The sequence below is a fragment of the Saccharopolyspora flava genome (assembly GCF_900116135.1).
GTDB classification, from domain to species: domain Bacteria; phylum Actinomycetota; class Actinomycetes; order Mycobacteriales; family Pseudonocardiaceae; genus Saccharopolyspora; species Saccharopolyspora flava.
Genome location: NZ_FOZX01000002.1, coordinates 233,749 through 248,245 on the forward strand (window position 1 = coordinate 233,749; position 14,497 = coordinate 248,245).

Consider the following 14,497-nt stretch of genomic DNA (forward strand, 5'->3'; position numbering starts at 1 on the left):
TCTCGACGGTCTCGATCAGTAGGTCGGCAGGCTGGTGTCGACCTGGTTGGCCCAGCCCAGGACGCCGCCGCCGACGTGCACGGCGTCGGAGAACCCGGCCTTGTGCAGGGCCGCGAGGGCCTCGGCGGAACGCCCACCGGACTTGCAGTGCAGGACGATCTTGCGGTCCTGCGGCAGCTCGGACAGCGCCTCACCGGAGAGGATGCGGTCCTTCGGGATCAGCTTCGAGCCCTCGATCTTGACGATCTCGTACTCGTGCGGCTCGCGGACGTCGATCAGCTCGAACTTCTCGCCCCGATCGAACATGTCCTTGAGCTCCTGCGGCGTGATGGTGCTGTTGGCCGCCGCCTGCTGCGCGTCGTCGGAGACCACGCCGCAGAACGCCTCGTAGTCGATCAGCTCGCTGACCGGGGTGGCGTTCGGGTCCTTGCGGATCTTGACGGTGCGGTAGCTCATCTCCAGCGCGTCGTAGATCATCAGCCGGCCGAGCAGCGTCTCACCGATGCCGGTGATCAGCTTGATGGCCTCGTTGACCATGATCGAACCGATGGAGGCGCACAGCACGCCCAGCACGCCGCCCTCGGCGCAGGACGGCACCATCCCGGGCGGCGGGGGCTCGGGGTAGAGGTCGCGGTAGTTCGGGCCGTACTGGTCCCAGAACACGCTGGCCTGACCCTCGAAGCGGAAGATCGAGCCCCACACGTACGGCTTGCCGAGCAGAACGGCCGCGTCGTTGACCAGGTACCGGGTGGCGAAGTTGTCCGTGCCGTCCAGGATCAGGTCGTAGTCCCGGAAGATGTCCAGGGCGTTGTCCGAGGTCAGGTGCGTCTTGTGCAGGTTGACCTGCACGTAGGGGTTGACCTCGGCGATCGAGTCCTTGGCGGACTCGGCCTTGGGACGGCCCAGGTCGGACTGCCCGTGGATGATCTGGCGGTGCAGGTTCGACTCGTCGACCTCGTCGAACTCGACGATGCCGAGCGTGCCGACGCCCGCTGCGGCCAGGTACAGAAGCGCCGGGCTGCCGAGCCCGCCGGCGCCGACCACCAGGACCTTGGCGTTCTTCAGCCGCTTCTGCCCGTCCATCCCGACGTCCGGGATGATCAGGTGGCGGCTGTAGCGCGCGACCTCTTCCTTGGTCAGCTCCGACGCCGGCTCGACCAGCGGCGGTAGCGACGTTGCGCCGGACATTCCCAGCTCCTCCTCCGGTGGCGGCACCGATCGCGAGGCGCGGCCGATGCCTTCAAAAGCGTCCACGTGTTACTCAAGAAGTAACACGGAATCTGCAACGCCAGCCTGAACGATCCGATTCCCCAACCCAAGCGGCTCCCAGCATCCGGGACGCCCCGGACGGGCGAATCAGAAGCCCGGGGCGACCGGGAACGGCCAGGCGTTCGGACGGCAGACGAAGCCGTTCGCGTCGATCGGAGTCCCCTGGTCGGCGACCTGGTTGAGGTCGTGCAGCTCGTTGTTCGACACGCTGAAGGTCTGCTGCATCATCACCGGCGCCAGCGCGCCCTGACCGGGGCAGCCGACGTGCTTGTTACCGAAGACGTGGCCGACCTCATGGTTGATCTGGTACCGGCGGTAGTTGCCGATGTCACCCTCGAAGGCCACCGCGCCGCGCACCCACCGGGCCGCGTTGAGGTAGACCATGTCGCCCTTGCGGCACGAGCTGTCGTAGGGCACGCCGTCGGTGTAGTCGCAGGCCTCGCGGGCCGTCTGCTGGCTGACCAGGATCACCCGGAAGTCCGGGCGCGGGCCGCTGTCGTCGACGCGCTGCAGCGAGATGCCGCCTGCCTGCGGGTTGGTCCAGCTGCGCGGGTCCGACAGCGTCGTCTGCACCAGGTTGCCGAAGTCGGCGTTCGGGTCGGGGATCTGCACGCCGACCTCGATCTCGACGCTGTAGCGGTAGAGCTGGCCGGTGCCCACGACCGGCGAGGTCCCGGGCAGCACCTGGTAGGTGCGGGCGCCGGTCTCCGGGATCGGACCGCCCGGCGGCAGGTCCGCGGAGAACATGTTCACCGGGAAGGTCTGGCTCGGCGGCGCCTCGCGCACCAGCGGCTCGCCCGGTCCCTGCTCGGCGATCGGCGGCGGTCCGGTCAGGGCCGCGTTGACGTCGCCCGGGCGCACGGTCTGCAGCACCGCCAGCGCGGTGATCACCACCAGCAGCGGCAGCGCGTAGACCCGCCAGCCGTAGCGGCCGAGCACGCTCTTGCGGTGCCGGGCCCGGTAGCGGCCCTCCGGCTTCCAGGACGCGGCCAGCGGCTCCCCCCGGGGCGCCTCGCCGCGCCGGCGCGGTCGGTCCGACAGACCACGCGACTCGCTCGCGGACCGTTCCGCCGGGTGGCGGTCATCGGGGTCGCGGGGAGGCTGCGGCGGGCGCGTCACCCCACTAGCGTGCCACAGCCCGACCAGCCCACTTCGTCACACCGGCCACTGCGCGTGAGCATCGCCCGGAAGATCACTCGTGTTGCGCAACCGGGTGTTTCACCAGGTGTCGGACAGCGCCAGACCCAGGACCGCGCGGGCCACCACGGCCGGGCGCTCCATCTGCGCCACGTGGCCGGTCCGCGGGATCACCAGCAGCCGCCCGCGCGGCAGCAGCGTCGCCGTGCGTGGTGCCTTGCGGACCGAAACCACTCGATCGTTGTCACCCCAGATGACCAGCGCGGGCGTGTCGACGCGGGCCAGCAGCCGCCACAGCGAGCGGTCCGGCGCGACCACCCACGACCGCATCAGCTGCACCGTGGTCCGCGCCAGCGCGGCGGCGGCCCACGGCAGCCCGGCCCGCTCGGCGAACTCCGCGGCGGCCTCGTCGAGCCGGTGCGGCGGGATGCGGTCCGGTTCGGCGAAGCACACCCGCAACAGCTGCTCGGCGCGCTCCCTCGGCGTGACCCGGGCGAGCCTGCGGCGGGTCGGCGGGCCGACGAGCGGCAGCAGCGCGAAGAACAGCCGCGGATCGGAGATCCGGCTCGGGCTCGGGCGCAGGTCCGGCACCGCCGGGGAGATCAGCGTGAGCGTGCTGACCAGGTCCGGGCGGCGCGCGGCGACCTCGGCGGCCACCGCCCCGCCGAAGGAGTTGCCGGTCAGGTGCACCGCGCCCGAGCCCAGCTCGGTCAGCAGCCGGATGACCAGGTCGGCGTTCTCCTGGCGGGTGAAGCCGAAGCCCTCGGGCGGCTCCGAGCGGCCGAAGCCGGGCAGGTCGACCGCCACGCTGCGCAGGTGCCCGGACAGCTGGGCCGACAGGTCGGTCCAGTTCGTCGACGACCCGGCAAGTCCGTGCAGGTGAACGGCGGTCTCCGCGCCCACCGGGCCGTCGGTCTCGCGGACGTGCAGCGACGCGGCCGGGGCCTCGGCGGTGGCGGCCAGATCGATCCGGCGGCTCTCCGGCGAACGCCGGTAAGGATCGAGCTCGGGCAGACCGTCGACCATCGGAACCCTGGTCAGGGCGTCGCGGTCGAGCCGGGTGCGCCGGGTGGAGCGCTGCGGCGGGTACTCCGTGGCACGCGTCGTCATCGCACCAGGATGCAGTGCGAACCGGGCGGATTGCGGTAGGTGGCTTTACTGGCGAGTAGAGTCGGGGAAGTTTGGGGGCTGCATGGCCACCGATCGCGGCGGAAGGAAGAGGCGAGGATGACCGGGACCGCGCAGCCGAGTAAGGGAATCCGGTTGCCCCGCGACGCGCGCCGGGCGCAGCTGCTGGAGGCGGCCCAGCACGTGTTCGTGCACAACGGCTACCACGCGGCGGCGATGGACGACATCGCCGAGCGCGCGGGCGTCAGCAAGCCGGTCCTCTACCAGCACTTCCCCGGCAAGCTGGAGCTCTACCTGGCGCTGCTGGAGACCCACGGCAACGAGCTGGTCCGGCGGGTGCGCACGGCCATAGAGTCGACCTCCGACAACAAGCTGCGGGTCCGCGCGGCCATCGGCGCGTTCTACGAGTTCGTGGCCAGCGAGGACCAGGCGTTCCGGCTGGTGTTCGAGTCCGACCTGCGCGGCGAGCCCGCCGTGGAGAAGGCCGTCGAGAACTCGCTGTCCGGCTGCATCGACGCGATCACCGAGGCGGTCACCGCCGACGCGGGCCTGGACGCCGCGCGAGCCCGCCTGCTGGCGGTCGGCCTCGTGGGCCTGGCGCAGGTCACGGCCCGCGACTGGCTCGACGAGCAGCAGAAGATCCCCCGCGACGAGGCCGTCAGCCTCATCGCCACCCTCGCCTGGAAGGGCCTGGCGGGCTTCCCGCTGCAGAGCTCCTGATCGTCAGAGGAGCCCCGCCAGGCGGGTGGTGATCTCGTCGGTGCGCTCCAGCGGCAGCATGTGCCCCGCGCCCGGGTACAGGTAGTACCGGGCGTCGGGCAGGGCCTCGGCGATGCGCTCGGCGTGGTCGGGCGGGGTGAGCCGGTCGGAGCCGCCCGCGAAGATCATCGTCGGGATGCCGCGCAGCCGCTCCAGCGCGCCCAACCGCTCGTGGACCGCGAGGGATTCCCGGTAGCCCGCCATGTTGACCGGGTGGCACCCGGCGAGCCAGGAGGCCGTGGCGGCGACGTCGTCGGCCTTCGGGGCCTTGCCGAACAGCAGCCACCGCACGCCCGGCCGCAGCCAGCCCGACGCGGGGCTGACCCGCTCGCCCTTCGAGCTCGCCAGGTAGCGGCGCAGCAGCCGCTCGCCCGCGTTGAACACGTCCGCACCGGGCTTGGGCAGCCGGAAGCTCGGCGCCGCCAGGTTGCCCGAGGAGGTCGCCACCAGCGCGATGCCGCGCACCCGGTCGAAGATCTCCGGGTGCTGCTCGGCCAGCGCCATGATCGTCATGCCGCCCATCGAGTGCCCGGCCAGCACGATCGGCCCCTCCGGGACCCGCTCGGCGAGGAGTTCGGCGAGGTCGTCGGCGCAGCGGCGGATGGTGGCCTCCCCCGGCGCGGCCGGGGTGCTGCCGCCGTGGCCGCGCAGGTCGAACCGCAGCGTGCGCACGTTGTGCCCGGAGGCCGCGGGCAGGCCGGCGGCGACGCGGTCCCAGGTGTGCTTGCTCAGCGTCCAGCCGTGCACGAAGACCGCGGTGACCGGCGCGTCCGCAGGACCCTCGTCGATCAGCCGCAGGCGGGCTCCGTCGCTGGTGGTGAACTCGGCGGCAGCAACCGTCTGCACTTCCACTCCCCGAAAATTTGCGTGTTACCGTCGGTAACAGTAATCTCGGGTAGCGTGAGTCAGAACGCCCGGCATGTCAAGGCCGTCCGCAACGACGAGCACAAGGGCGACGCCCGCAAGGAGCGGTGGCGCGAGCACCGGCTGGCCCGCCGCGCCGAACTCGTCCAGGCCGCGGTCCGCGCCATCGGCGAGCACGGCGCCGAGGTCGGCATGGACGACATCGCCGCCGAGGCCGGTGTCAGCAAACCCGTGCTCTACCGGCACTTCAGCGACAAGAGCGACCTCTACGTCGCCGTCGGCGAGTGGGGCACCGACCTGCTGATGCAGCGGCTCACCCCGCTGTTCCGGGTCAACGGCTCCGCCAACGAGCTCATCCACCGGCTGCTCGACGCCTACCTCGGCCTGATCGAGGAGTACCCGCACCTCTACCGGTTCGTCGTGCAACGCAACTTCACCGACCGCCCGGTGGCCAGCGACCCGGTGTCGGACGAGAAGACCGTCATCGCCAACTCGCTGGCCCGGCTGCTCGGCCGCTACATGCGCGCGCTGGGCCTGGATTCCGGCGGCGTCGAGGTGTGGAGCCACGGCCTGGTCGGGCTCGTGCAGGCCAGCGGTGACTGGTGGCTCGACCGGCAGACCATGAGCCGCGACGACCTCACCAACTACCTCGCCCAGGTCATCTGGTCCGCCATCGACGGCGTGCTGCGCTCGGCGGGCCTGGAGCTGGACCCCGACGAGAACCTCGACCTGCTCGACGAGGCCTACCTGGAGATCGTCCCCGACGAGGACCTGGGCTGATGCGCGACGAGGGGCACCCGGACGCTCCCGGATGCCCCTCGACCAGCACGTATCAGGTGTCAGCCGACCCCGAAGCCCACGCGCGGCACGTCCGCCGGCCCGATCTCGATGTAGGCGATCTTGGTGGACGGGATGATGATGCGCCGCCCCTTGCTGTCGTCCAGCGCCAGCACGCTCGCGTCGTTCTTCAGCGCGTCCGAGACCAGCGACTCGATCTCCTGCGGGGACTGTCCGCTGTCAACCGTCAGCTCGCGCGGACTGTCCACGACGCCGATCTTGACCTCCACGCCGAACCTCCGTAGGGCACTAGAAACGATGTGACGGGCCAAGGCTATCCCAGCCCCACCGCAGCCCACCGGATCTGCCCATTCGCTCAGAGCGAATCGTCAGCCCAGGCCGAGGTTGCCCATCCGCTTGGTGTGGTTGTTCTGCAGCCGCCGGAACATCGCGCCCACGCCCGTCAGGTCCCCCGAGCCCTTGATGATCAGCTCCGCCAGCGCGTCCCGCTCGACCACGACGTGCTGGGCCTGGGTGATCGCCTCGCCCAGCAGGCGGCGGCCCCACAGGGTCAGCTTGTCGCGCAGCGAGCGGTCGTCGGCGCAGGCCCCCTGGACCTCGCGCTCGGCGAAGGCCGAGTGACCGGTGTCGGCCAGCACCGCCAGCACCAGCTCACGCGTGTCGGCGTCGAGCCACTCGGCGACCTCGCGGTAGAAGTCCGCCGCCAGACCGTCGCCCACGTAGGCCTTGACCAGCGATTCCAGCCACGAGTGCGGGGCGGTCGAGGCGTTGAACTCGTCGAAGGGCTGCGCGAAGGGCTGCATGGCCTCCTCGACGGCGACCCCGCGGTCGGCCAGCGCCTGCTGCAGCATCCGGAAGTGGCCGATCTCCGCGGCCGCCATGCTCGACAGCGCGGCGCGTCCGGTCAGCGTCGGCGCGGTGCGCGCGTCCTCGGCGAGCCGGTCGAAGGCGGACAGTTCGCCGTAGGCCAGCGCCGCGAGCAGATCCACGACGCCTTCCTGGTAACGCTCGTCACTCTCACCCGGTGTGGTGGCCCGCTGGTCAGCCTCGTTCATGGCTGCGAGCGTAACCGTCGGCACGCCCGAGTTATACGCGCCACGTCAGTTTCGCGTTCAGAACAGGTATCCTCGGCCTCGGAGGAGCAATCGGCGTCCTGACGGCGCGGTACAACCACCGCGGGGTCGGCTCCCCGAAACGTCACGATCCGGGCGACGGGCGCCCGAGCGGGACGGCCCCGGGACATGTCGGCGCGACGCGGCTCGAGCGAACGGCTCGACGGCCTTGGCGCGCATGCGACGTCGATGAGACAACGAACCAGCCAGCGGGGTACTCGCCGCTGTAGCGAAACGAAGGCGCGCACCATTACGTCGGTGACCACGAGCACTCCGAGCGGCCGCGACCACGCGGCCACCGTGTGCCGGGAGGACGTCGCCACGGGATCGGCCCGAACCGGGACGCGGGCGCGCAGGTACCGAGAGAGGCGATCATTCTGACGTTCACCAACAGCCAGGCCCCCGGCGGCCTCGAAGATCAGACCGGGGGCGGCACCCCCGACCTCAACAGCACGACCGCGGAGCACCTGCCGCCGACCTTCGCCGAGCTCGACGTCCACCCGGACATCGTCAAGGCGCTCGACGAGGGCGGCATCGAGCGGACCTTCGCCATCCAGGAGCTGACGCTCCCGCTGGCCATGCGCGGCGAGGACCTCATCGGTCAGGCCCGCACCGGCACCGGGAAGACCCTGGGCTTCGGCGTCCCGCTGCTGCACCGCGTCGGCGGTCCCGGCGACGGCACCCCGCAGGCCCTCGTCGTGGTCCCCACCCGCGAGCTGTGCCTGCAGGTCACCCGCGACCTCACCGACGCGGCCAAGCACCTCGGCGTGCGCACCCTCGCCGTCTACGGCGGGCGCCCCTACGAGGAGCAGATCTCCGCGCTGCGCAACGGCGTCGACGTGGTCATCGGCACCCCGGGCCGCCTGCTGGACCTGGCCGAGCAGCGCCACCTGGTGCTGGGCAAGGTCTCCGGGCTGGTGCTCGACGAGGCCGACGAGATGCTCGACCTGGGCTTCCTGCCCGACATCGAGCGCATCCTGCGGATGGTTCCCGAGCAGCGGCAGACCATGCTGTTCTCGGCCACCATGCCCGGCCCGATCCTGACGCTGGCCCGCACCTTCATGACCCAGCCGACGCACATCCGCGCCGAGCAGGCCGACGAGGGCGCGGTGCACGAGCGCACCCGGCAGTTCATCTACCGGGCGCACTCGATGGACAAGCCCGAGCTGATCGCCAAGGCGCTGCAGGCCGAGGGCCGCGGCCTGGCGATGATCTTCAGCCGCACCAAGCGGCAGGCGCAGAAGCTCGCCGACGAGCTCACCGAGCGCGGCTTCGCCGCCGGAGCCGTGCACGGCGACCTGGGCCAGGGCGCCCGGGAGAAGGCGCTGCGCGCGTTCCGCTCCGGCAAGGTCGACATCCTCGTCGCCACCGACGTCGCCGCCCGCGGCATCGACGTCGCCGGCGTGACGCACGTGATCAACCTGCAGTGCCCGGACGACGAGAAGACCTACGTGCACCGCATCGGCCGCACCGGCCGCGCCGGGCGCGAGGGCGTGGCGATCACGCTGGTCGACTGGGACGAGGAACCGCGCTGGAAGATGATCAGCGACACCCTCGGCCTGGGCAAGCCGGAGCCGGTGGAGACCTACTCCACCTCCGCGCACCTGTTCACCGACCTGGACATCCCGACCGACGTCACCGGTCGGCTGCCGCTGGCCAAGCGCACCCGCGCCGGGCTGGACGCCGAGCCGGAGGGCGAGTCGGGCGAGGCCAAGCGCCCGCGCCGGAACCGTCGCCGCACCCGCGGCGGCAAGTCCGAGGGCGGCGCCGAGAACAGCACCGGCCCGCGGCAGGACTCCGACGCCGAGACCCGCCCGACGCGTCGCCGCAACCGCCGCCGCACCCGCGGTGGTGGCGAGGTGAGCGCCGAGGTCGGCGCCCAGCAGCAGGAGACCCCCGCCGCCGAGACCGGCTCGTCCGACGCGGGTGACCGCCCGCGCCGCCGTCGTCGCCGCCGTCGCGGCGGAGGTGGCGGCGAAGGCTCCTCGGAGTCCTCGGACAACGCCTGATCAGCGCACATCCGGAGATCTCGACCTCCCCGGCGGGGGTCGAGATTTCTTCGTGCGAGGCCCGTTCAGCGCGCGGGTAAGCTTCCGCCGGGACGCCTGAGCGATGGGGAGTTGGTTGTGGTCCGGCCTGAGCGGCGCACTCGGGGTGACATCGCCGCGGTCGTGGTGATCGTGGTGGCCGTGCTCGTCGGCGCAGGCGTGCTGTGGCTGCACAGCGACGCGCGCGCGACGATCTCGGAGACCTCCCCCGAACCGCTGCCGAAACCGCCGGAGCCGGCGGCCGTCCCGCCCGCGCTGCACGAGGCGTGGCGCGCCCCCAGCACCGTCACCCCGGTGCCGGTGATCGCGCCGCCCGCCGTCGTCACCGGAAGCGGCAACGAGGTCGTCGGACACGACCCGATGACCGGCCGCGTCGCCTGGCGCTACGCCCGCGACATCCCGCTGTGCACCATCGGCACCGAGTGGGACCGGGCCGTCGCGGTCTACCGCAAGTCGCACAACTGCAGCGAGGTCACCTCGCTGCGCGGACCGACCGGGGAACGCGGGCCGCAGCGCAACTCCGACGCCGAGTTCGGCACCCGGCTGCTCGGCGACGGCACGTACCTGACCGCCACCGGCACCCGCTCCTTCGAGTCCTGGCGCTCGGACCTGGTGCGCACCCAGCAGTTCGGCATCCCGCCGCAGCTGAAGAACCCGGACAACAACATCGAGCGCCCGAACTGCACCTACGGCTCGATCGCCGTCGGGCACGAGCGGGCCGCCGCCGTGGAGAACTGCCCCGGCGAGACCGGCAGGATCACCACGATCAAGACCCATCCCGAGGACGACGAGAAGCCCGAGGAGGTCTTCAGCGTCGTCCTCGGCAGCCGCGACGCCTCCGTGGTGGCGGTGACCGAGAAGCGCACCGCCGTGGTCATGCGCGACACCTCGCAGCTGCTGCTGTTCGACGACCAGGGGCGGATGGTCGCCAGCCACCCGGTCCGGCTCGGACCGCTCACCGGCGACGACAACGTGCGGGTGGAGAGCACCGCGATCGGCAGCCGCGTCTACTGGCACACCGGCGTCGACACGATCGCGCTGGACCCGGTGACGCTGGCCCCGCTGTGGACCGTCCCCGACACCCTCGGCGCGGGGACCTCGCTGGCCGACCGGCTGGTGATCCCGGTGCAGGGCGGCATGGCCGTCGTCGACCCGGCCACCGGTGTCCGCGAGCGCGTCATCCCGGTCGACCGCGGCGGCTACAGCGGTCCGGTGCGGCTCAACTCCGTCGGCCCCGTCGTCCTGGAGCAACGCGGCGACACCCTCGTCGCCCTCCGCTGATCCTGCGGGGCCCTGCGCTGAGCTTGGTCCGTCGCCTCTCCGGGGAACTTCTGGGGAGGACAGTTTTAGCCATAATCACCCATGATCAATGTCCGAAATGTCGGGACAATTATGGCTAAAACTGTCACCACCACCAGAACCAGAGGGAACCGAGCACGACGATCAGCACCCCGGCCACGGCGAGACCGCCGTTGCGATCGCGGTGGCGGTCGGCGTAGGTCTGCAGCGCGAGCGCCACGAGAGCCGCGACCACCTGCGAGATCACCGCGGCGACGCCCGGGCCCTGCTGCCCCTGGCCGGTGGCCCAGAACTGGACGCCGACCAGGATCAGCGCCAGCACCAGCGAACCCATCGCCAGCGCACCGGTGAAGCTGCGCAGCGCCGTCCCGGCGGGGCTCACCCGGCTCGGCCGGGACAGCTCGTGCCGCGCGTAGGGCGGCCGGGGCCGCTGGGCCTGCGGGGCCGTGCGGCGGGGTCGAGGGGGTGTCATGCGGCGCGCGCCGTCGTCCGGCGGCATGTGCCGGGTGCGCGGCGGGGTGCGGCGTTGCGGGGCTGGTGCGTGCATCGGCCCGTCCTCCGGTCGAAAGCTCATCCGTCCCCCAGCAGCGCCCAGGGCCGCAGATCCGGCGCGGCCTGCTGTCCCCGAGTGCAGTGTGCCCGGAAATCGCACCACGAGCAGTGCGGTCCGGTGCGGACCGGAAACGCCTCCTCCGCAACGTCGTTCGCGTTCGCCGAGTCCAGCGCGTCGGTCGCTTCCTGGATCTCACCCGCCAGCCGTTCGGCCCGCTCCCGGAGGCCGTCGAGGGATTCGGCGGTGTGATCCCAGGCCGTGACCGTACCGGTGGGCAGGTGGTGCAGCTCCACCCGGTTGCACCGCCGGCGCAGGGTCTTGCGCACCGCCATCGCGTACAGGCCCAGGGCCAGCGAGTTCTTCGCGTCGTCGACCCGGAGACCGTGCCTGCCGGTCTTGTAGTCGACGATCACCAGCTCGCCGTCGCGCTCGTCGACGCGGTCCACCCGGCCCTCGGCGATGATCTCGCCGACCGGCGCCGACACCCAGCGCTCGACGGCGACCGGGGTGAAGTCCGCGGGCAGCGCGGACACGTAGTCGTGGACCCAGCGCTGCGCGCGCCGCCGGTGCTCGGCGGCCTGCTCGGAATCGGCGAACCCGTCGGACTTCCAGCACCGGTGCACCAGCAGCTCGGCGCGCTGCGGGGTGCGCTGGTCCCGCGGCAGCTCGAAGTAGGCCTTGAGCGCGTTGTGCACGACCGCGCCGAGAGTGGCGTTCGCCCAGGCCCCACCGCGTTTCGGCGCTGGTCTGTCGAGGTAGGCCATCCGGTAGCGGCGCGGGCATCCCGCCCACGTCGACAGGCGGGCCGGGGTGACCCGCACGAGCTTGTCGGGGATGCCTTCCAGGCCGAGCTGCTGCTGCACGCCGACCACACTACGCAGAACGGCCGACGCGGGGTTCAGCTGATCACCTTGCTCCCGGTGCAGCGCGCGATGATCCGCTCCAGCGAGTCCGGGGCGGTGGTCTCCTGGCCGATCCGGATCGTCTTGTTGGTGCCGTGGTAGTCGCTGCTGCCGGTCGGGATCAGGTCCAGCTCGGCGGCGAGCTCGCGCAGCTTCGCCCTGGTCGGCTCGTCGTGATCGGGGTGATCGACCTCGACCCCGGCGAGGCCGTGATCGGCCAGTTCGGCGATCACCTCGGCGTTGACCACCGGTCCCCGCTTGTAGGCGAAGGGGTGCGCCAGCACGGTCGCCCCGCCGGCTTCGGCGATCATCGTGATCGCCCGCCGCACGGGGGTGTCGGTGCGCGGCAGGTAGTAGCTGCCGCCGCTGCTGAGGTACTTGGCGAAGGCCTCGTCGACGCTGGCGACCGTGCCGGCCGCGACGAGCGCGCGGGCCAGGTGCGGGCGTCCGCCCGGCGAGTCCGGCGGCAGTCCCGCCATGATCGCCTCGGGGTCGATCGGGAAGCCGTCGTCGGCCATCTGCCGGGCCATCTGGTGCAGCCGCTCGCGGCGTTCGGCGCGCAGCCGCGACTGCTCGCGGACCAGGGCGGGCGAGGCCGGGTCGAAGAGGTAGGCGAGCAGGTGGACGGTGACCTTGCCGCCGTTGCCGTCGGGGCTGGAGCAGGACAGCTCCGCACCCGGGACCAGCCGGAACGTTCCGGGACGACCGAGTTCGCGCACCGCGCGCTCGGCCTCCGCCCAGCCGGCGGTCGTGTCGTGGTCGGTGATCGCGATCGCGTCCAGCCCGGCCGCGACGGCCGTCGCCACCAGCTCGGACGGCGTGTCGGTCCCGTCGGACTCGGTGGAATGCGCGTGCAGGTCGATGAGCACACCTCAGTGTGACCCATGACGGACTGCGAGGAAGCCTCGAGCCGGTGATCCCGGACACGCCGGGACCACCGGTCCCCGAGGACTACAGCTTGGCCGTCTTCCGCTTGCCCACCGCGGCTCGGCGAGCCTTGAGCATCGAGAAGCGGTCTTGCTGCTGGCCCTTCTTGTCGCCGAAGACCAGGCCGGAGATCGCGTCCTCCACCTCGGTCGGGTTCGGGACGTACTCGATCCGGTTGAGCGCCTGGATCTGACCCGCTGATTCGACGATCAGCGTGCCGTAACCCATCATGCGCCCCATCAGCGAGCGGTGGAAGGTGAGGTCCGTGACCTTGGTGACCGGCATCATCGCCACGTTGGTGGTGAAGATCCCGGTCGTGATCAGGAACCGCTTGTCGGTCACGACGATGCGCTCCACGTACCAGTCGAGGACCTGGTAGGTGAAGCGGATCAGCACGACCAACCCGGCGTACCAGAGGATGTTCTGGAACAACCAGGAGCTGCCGGCGGGCAACAGGTACGACACCAGGACGAGACCGACGAGAAGACCCGCCGCCTCGAACAGGTCCCACACCAGGGCTGCCCAGTGACGCCGAACCCGGATCACCCGGCGTTCGGAGTCCAGCAGGTACTCGTCGGGATCCCTAGGAGCGAACATGGCACCCGCCTCCCGGTTCTCGTTTTAAGCCTGGAAGAGGTTCTGCATGAAGGTGATGACGGCTTCTGCAGCACCACGAAGACTCGCCAGGATGCCGTTCACGACATTGCTGGCTTGGTCCGGCGCGGAAAACAAGAAGAACAGGAGGAACGCAACCACTGCCCAGGTGAGGATTTTCTTCATGTTCACTGTGACGCACCCCGTCCGAAAAAGCCCTTGAGTAGCACAGGCGCCTGCTGATCCGTTGTACCGCACTCCGCCCCTTAACGGCAGCTTTGTACCGCACTTGGGTCAGTCGTTTCCGGGCAGGCCCGGACCAACTACCCTCCGTGTTGATGATCGTATCCGAGAATCCCGTGATCCGCTGCGTCGGAGCTCTCATTTTTGATCCGCGCGGCCGGTTGTGCCTGGTCAAACGCGCCAACGAGCCGGGGAGGGGCAAGTGGTCGATCCCCGGGGGCCGGGTGGAGCACGGAGAAACCGATCATTCGGCGGTACGGCGCGAGGTTTTCGAGGAAATCGGTCTCGTCGTCACGGTCGGTGATCTTGTGGGCCGGGTGGAGCGCCCCGCACCCCGGGGAACCTTCGAGATCCTCGACTACTCCTGCTGGAGCAAAGAATGGGAACTTTCCCCTGGTGACGACGCTGCGGACGCAATGTGGGCGGACAGTGCGACTTTCGCCACACTCGACCGGAATGGAGCCCTGACGGACGGATTGGCCGACGCTCTGCGGTCCTGGGATTGTTTACCCCGCAACGAGTGAGCGCGAATCCCGGCGGGTTACCCGACTCCGGCCGAGTTCGTGACGATCGGTGGCGCAACCCCCGTCCGGACCCCTTTTCCGGATGCCCGAATCAGTCGACTGGTCCGCTTTCGCGCGGCGCGATCGCTGCCACCTGTGACGTGCGCACGACGCGGTTGTCACCTGCCCACTCGGACGGAGTATCGTTGCCGGTTGGCTGATGCAGCGCCCACCCAGAGTGGGCCCACCCGCGCGGTGGATGACCTTCGGGAGGTGAGGGATCGTGAGCAGTAGTACCGACAGCGCGCTTCCGTGCAGTACCAACCGCATCCCCGCCGTGAAGGCCTGCCGCTGATCCAGC

16 protein-coding genes are annotated in these 14,497 nt (G+C 70.8%); 5 read left to right on the forward strand and 11 right to left on the reverse strand.

The window, feature by feature from the left end; translation table 11 throughout:
• Nucleotides 1–15 precede the first annotated feature (15 nt).
• From moeZ to BM424_RS07945, 3 genes are all read right to left on the reverse strand, one after another.
• On the reverse strand, nucleotides 16–1,188 hold the full coding sequence (gene moeZ, locus BM424_RS07935) for an adenylyltransferase/sulfurtransferase MoeZ (protein WP_093415015.1): 1,173 nt from the start codon (nucleotides 1,186–1,188) through the stop codon (nucleotides 16–18).
• A 168-nt stretch (nucleotides 1,189–1,356) separates the two neighbouring features.
• Nucleotides 1,357–2,388, reverse strand: coding sequence for a DUF3152 domain-containing protein (locus tag BM424_RS07940; protein ID WP_245775698.1), 1,032 nt, complete (start codon nucleotides 2,386–2,388; stop codon nucleotides 1,357–1,359).
• A gap of 99 nt (nucleotides 2,389–2,487) precedes the next feature.
• Nucleotides 2,488–3,516: an alpha/beta fold hydrolase gene (locus BM424_RS07945; protein WP_093415017.1), complete on the reverse strand. Its 1,029-nt coding sequence runs from the start codon at nucleotides 3,514–3,516 to the stop codon at nucleotides 2,488–2,490.
• A gap of 117 nt (nucleotides 3,517–3,633) precedes the next feature.
• On the opposite strand from BM424_RS07945, the gene BM424_RS07950 reads away from it, so the two are divergent.
• Entirely contained in the window at nucleotides 3,634–4,254 is a 621-nt protein-coding gene (locus BM424_RS07950) for a TetR/AcrR family transcriptional regulator (RefSeq protein ID WP_093415018.1), read from the forward strand.
• Nucleotides 4,255–4,257: 3 nt separating this feature from the next.
• On the opposite strand, the gene BM424_RS07955 is transcribed toward BM424_RS07950, so the two are convergent.
• Nucleotides 4,258–5,139, reverse strand: a complete 882-nt coding sequence (locus BM424_RS07955) for an alpha/beta fold hydrolase (RefSeq protein WP_245775699.1) — start codon at nucleotides 5,137–5,139, stop codon at nucleotides 4,258–4,260.
• A gap of 54 nt (nucleotides 5,140–5,193) precedes the next feature.
• Between BM424_RS07955 and BM424_RS07960 the strand changes: the two genes are divergently transcribed.
• Entirely contained in the window at nucleotides 5,194–5,937 is a 744-nt protein-coding gene (locus BM424_RS07960; protein WP_093415021.1) for a TetR/AcrR family transcriptional regulator, read from the forward strand.
• 59 nt (nucleotides 5,938–5,996) lie between these two features.
• On the opposite strand, the gene BM424_RS07965 is transcribed toward BM424_RS07960, so the two are convergent.
• Together BM424_RS07965 and BM424_RS07970 are read right to left on the reverse strand one after the other, a co-directional pair.
• Nucleotides 5,997–6,224, reverse strand: a complete 228-nt coding sequence (locus tag BM424_RS07965) for a DUF3107 domain-containing protein (protein WP_093415023.1) — start codon at nucleotides 6,222–6,224, stop codon at nucleotides 5,997–5,999.
• Nucleotides 6,225–6,323: 99 nt separating this feature from the next.
• Nucleotides 6,324–7,010 (reverse strand): ferritin-like fold-containing protein, encoded by a 687-nt coding sequence (locus BM424_RS07970; RefSeq protein WP_093415024.1) that lies wholly within the window; start codon nucleotides 7,008–7,010, stop codon nucleotides 6,324–6,326.
• Nucleotides 7,011–7,534: 524 nt separating this feature from the next.
• Here BM424_RS07970 and BM424_RS07975 point away from each other — a divergent pair.
• Nucleotides 7,535–9,076, forward strand: coding sequence for a DEAD/DEAH box helicase (locus BM424_RS07975; protein WP_093415684.1), 1,542 nt, complete (start codon nucleotides 7,535–7,537; stop codon nucleotides 9,074–9,076).
• Nucleotides 9,077–9,193: 117 nt separating this feature from the next.
• Nucleotides 9,194–10,396, forward strand: coding sequence for an Rv3212 family protein (locus tag BM424_RS07980; protein WP_093415026.1), 1,203 nt, complete (start codon nucleotides 9,194–9,196; stop codon nucleotides 10,394–10,396).
• A 124-nt stretch (nucleotides 10,397–10,520) separates the two neighbouring features.
• On the opposite strand, the gene BM424_RS07985 is transcribed toward BM424_RS07980, so the two are convergent.
• The 5 genes from BM424_RS07985 to BM424_RS28745 all read right to left on the reverse strand — a co-directional run bounded on the left by BM424_RS07985 (nucleotide 10,521) and on the right by BM424_RS28745 (nucleotide 13,582).
• Entirely contained in the window at nucleotides 10,521–10,961 is a 441-nt protein-coding gene (locus BM424_RS07985) for a hypothetical protein (RefSeq protein ID WP_245775700.1), read from the reverse strand.
• A gap of 23 nt (nucleotides 10,962–10,984) precedes the next feature.
• Nucleotides 10,985–11,830 carry a RecB family exonuclease gene (locus BM424_RS07990; protein ID WP_093415687.1) on the reverse strand — a complete coding sequence of 282 codons (846 nt, stop codon included), beginning with the start codon at nucleotides 11,828–11,830 and terminating at the stop codon, nucleotides 10,985–10,987.
• Nucleotides 11,831–11,865: 35 nt separating this feature from the next.
• Complete coding sequence (locus tag BM424_RS07995) at nucleotides 11,866–12,738, reverse strand: PHP domain-containing protein (protein WP_093415028.1); 873 nt, start codon at nucleotides 12,736–12,738, stop codon at nucleotides 11,866–11,868.
• Nucleotides 12,739–12,820: 82 nt separating this feature from the next.
• Nucleotides 12,821–13,393 carry a PH domain-containing protein gene (locus BM424_RS08000; protein WP_093415030.1) on the reverse strand — a complete coding sequence of 191 codons (573 nt, stop codon included), beginning with the start codon at nucleotides 13,391–13,393 and terminating at the stop codon, nucleotides 12,821–12,823.
• Between the two features lie 24 nt (nucleotides 13,394–13,417).
• Complete coding sequence (locus BM424_RS28745; RefSeq protein ID WP_175547979.1) at nucleotides 13,418–13,582, reverse strand: cytochrome c family protein; 165 nt, start codon at nucleotides 13,580–13,582, stop codon at nucleotides 13,418–13,420.
• A gap of 146 nt (nucleotides 13,583–13,728) precedes the next feature.
• On the opposite strand from BM424_RS28745, the gene BM424_RS08005 reads away from it, so the two are divergent.
• Nucleotides 13,729–14,157, forward strand: coding sequence for an NUDIX domain-containing protein (locus BM424_RS08005; RefSeq protein WP_175547980.1), 429 nt, complete (start codon nucleotides 13,729–13,731; stop codon nucleotides 14,155–14,157).
• Nucleotides 14,158–14,497: the final 340 nt, after the last annotated feature.

Excerpts from the sequence above, each read along its gene's own strand:
- moeZ (WP_093415015.1), bottom strand. The coding sequence starts at position 1,188 with ATGTCCGGCGCAACGTCGCTACCGCCGCTGGTCGAGCCGGCGTCGGAG.
- BM424_RS07945 (WP_093415017.1), bottom strand. The coding sequence starts at position 3,516 with ATGACGACGCGTGCCACGGAGTACCCGCCGCAGCGCTCCACCCGGCGC.
- BM424_RS07950 (WP_093415018.1), top strand. The coding sequence starts at position 3,634 with ATGACCGGGACCGCGCAGCCGAGTAAGGGAATCCGGTTGCCCCGCGAC.
- BM424_RS07970 (WP_093415024.1), bottom strand. The coding sequence starts at position 7,010 with ATGAACGAGGCTGACCAGCGGGCCACCACACCGGGTGAGAGTGACGAG.
- BM424_RS07985 (WP_245775700.1), bottom strand. The coding sequence starts at position 10,961 with ATGCACGCACCAGCCCCGCAACGCCGCACCCCGCCGCGCACCCGGCAC.
- BM424_RS08000 (WP_093415030.1), bottom strand. The coding sequence starts at position 13,393 with ATGTTCGCTCCTAGGGATCCCGACGAGTACCTGCTGGACTCCGAACGC.
- BM424_RS08005 (WP_175547980.1), top strand. The coding sequence starts at position 13,729 with ATGATCGTATCCGAGAATCCCGTGATCCGCTGCGTCGGAGCTCTCATT.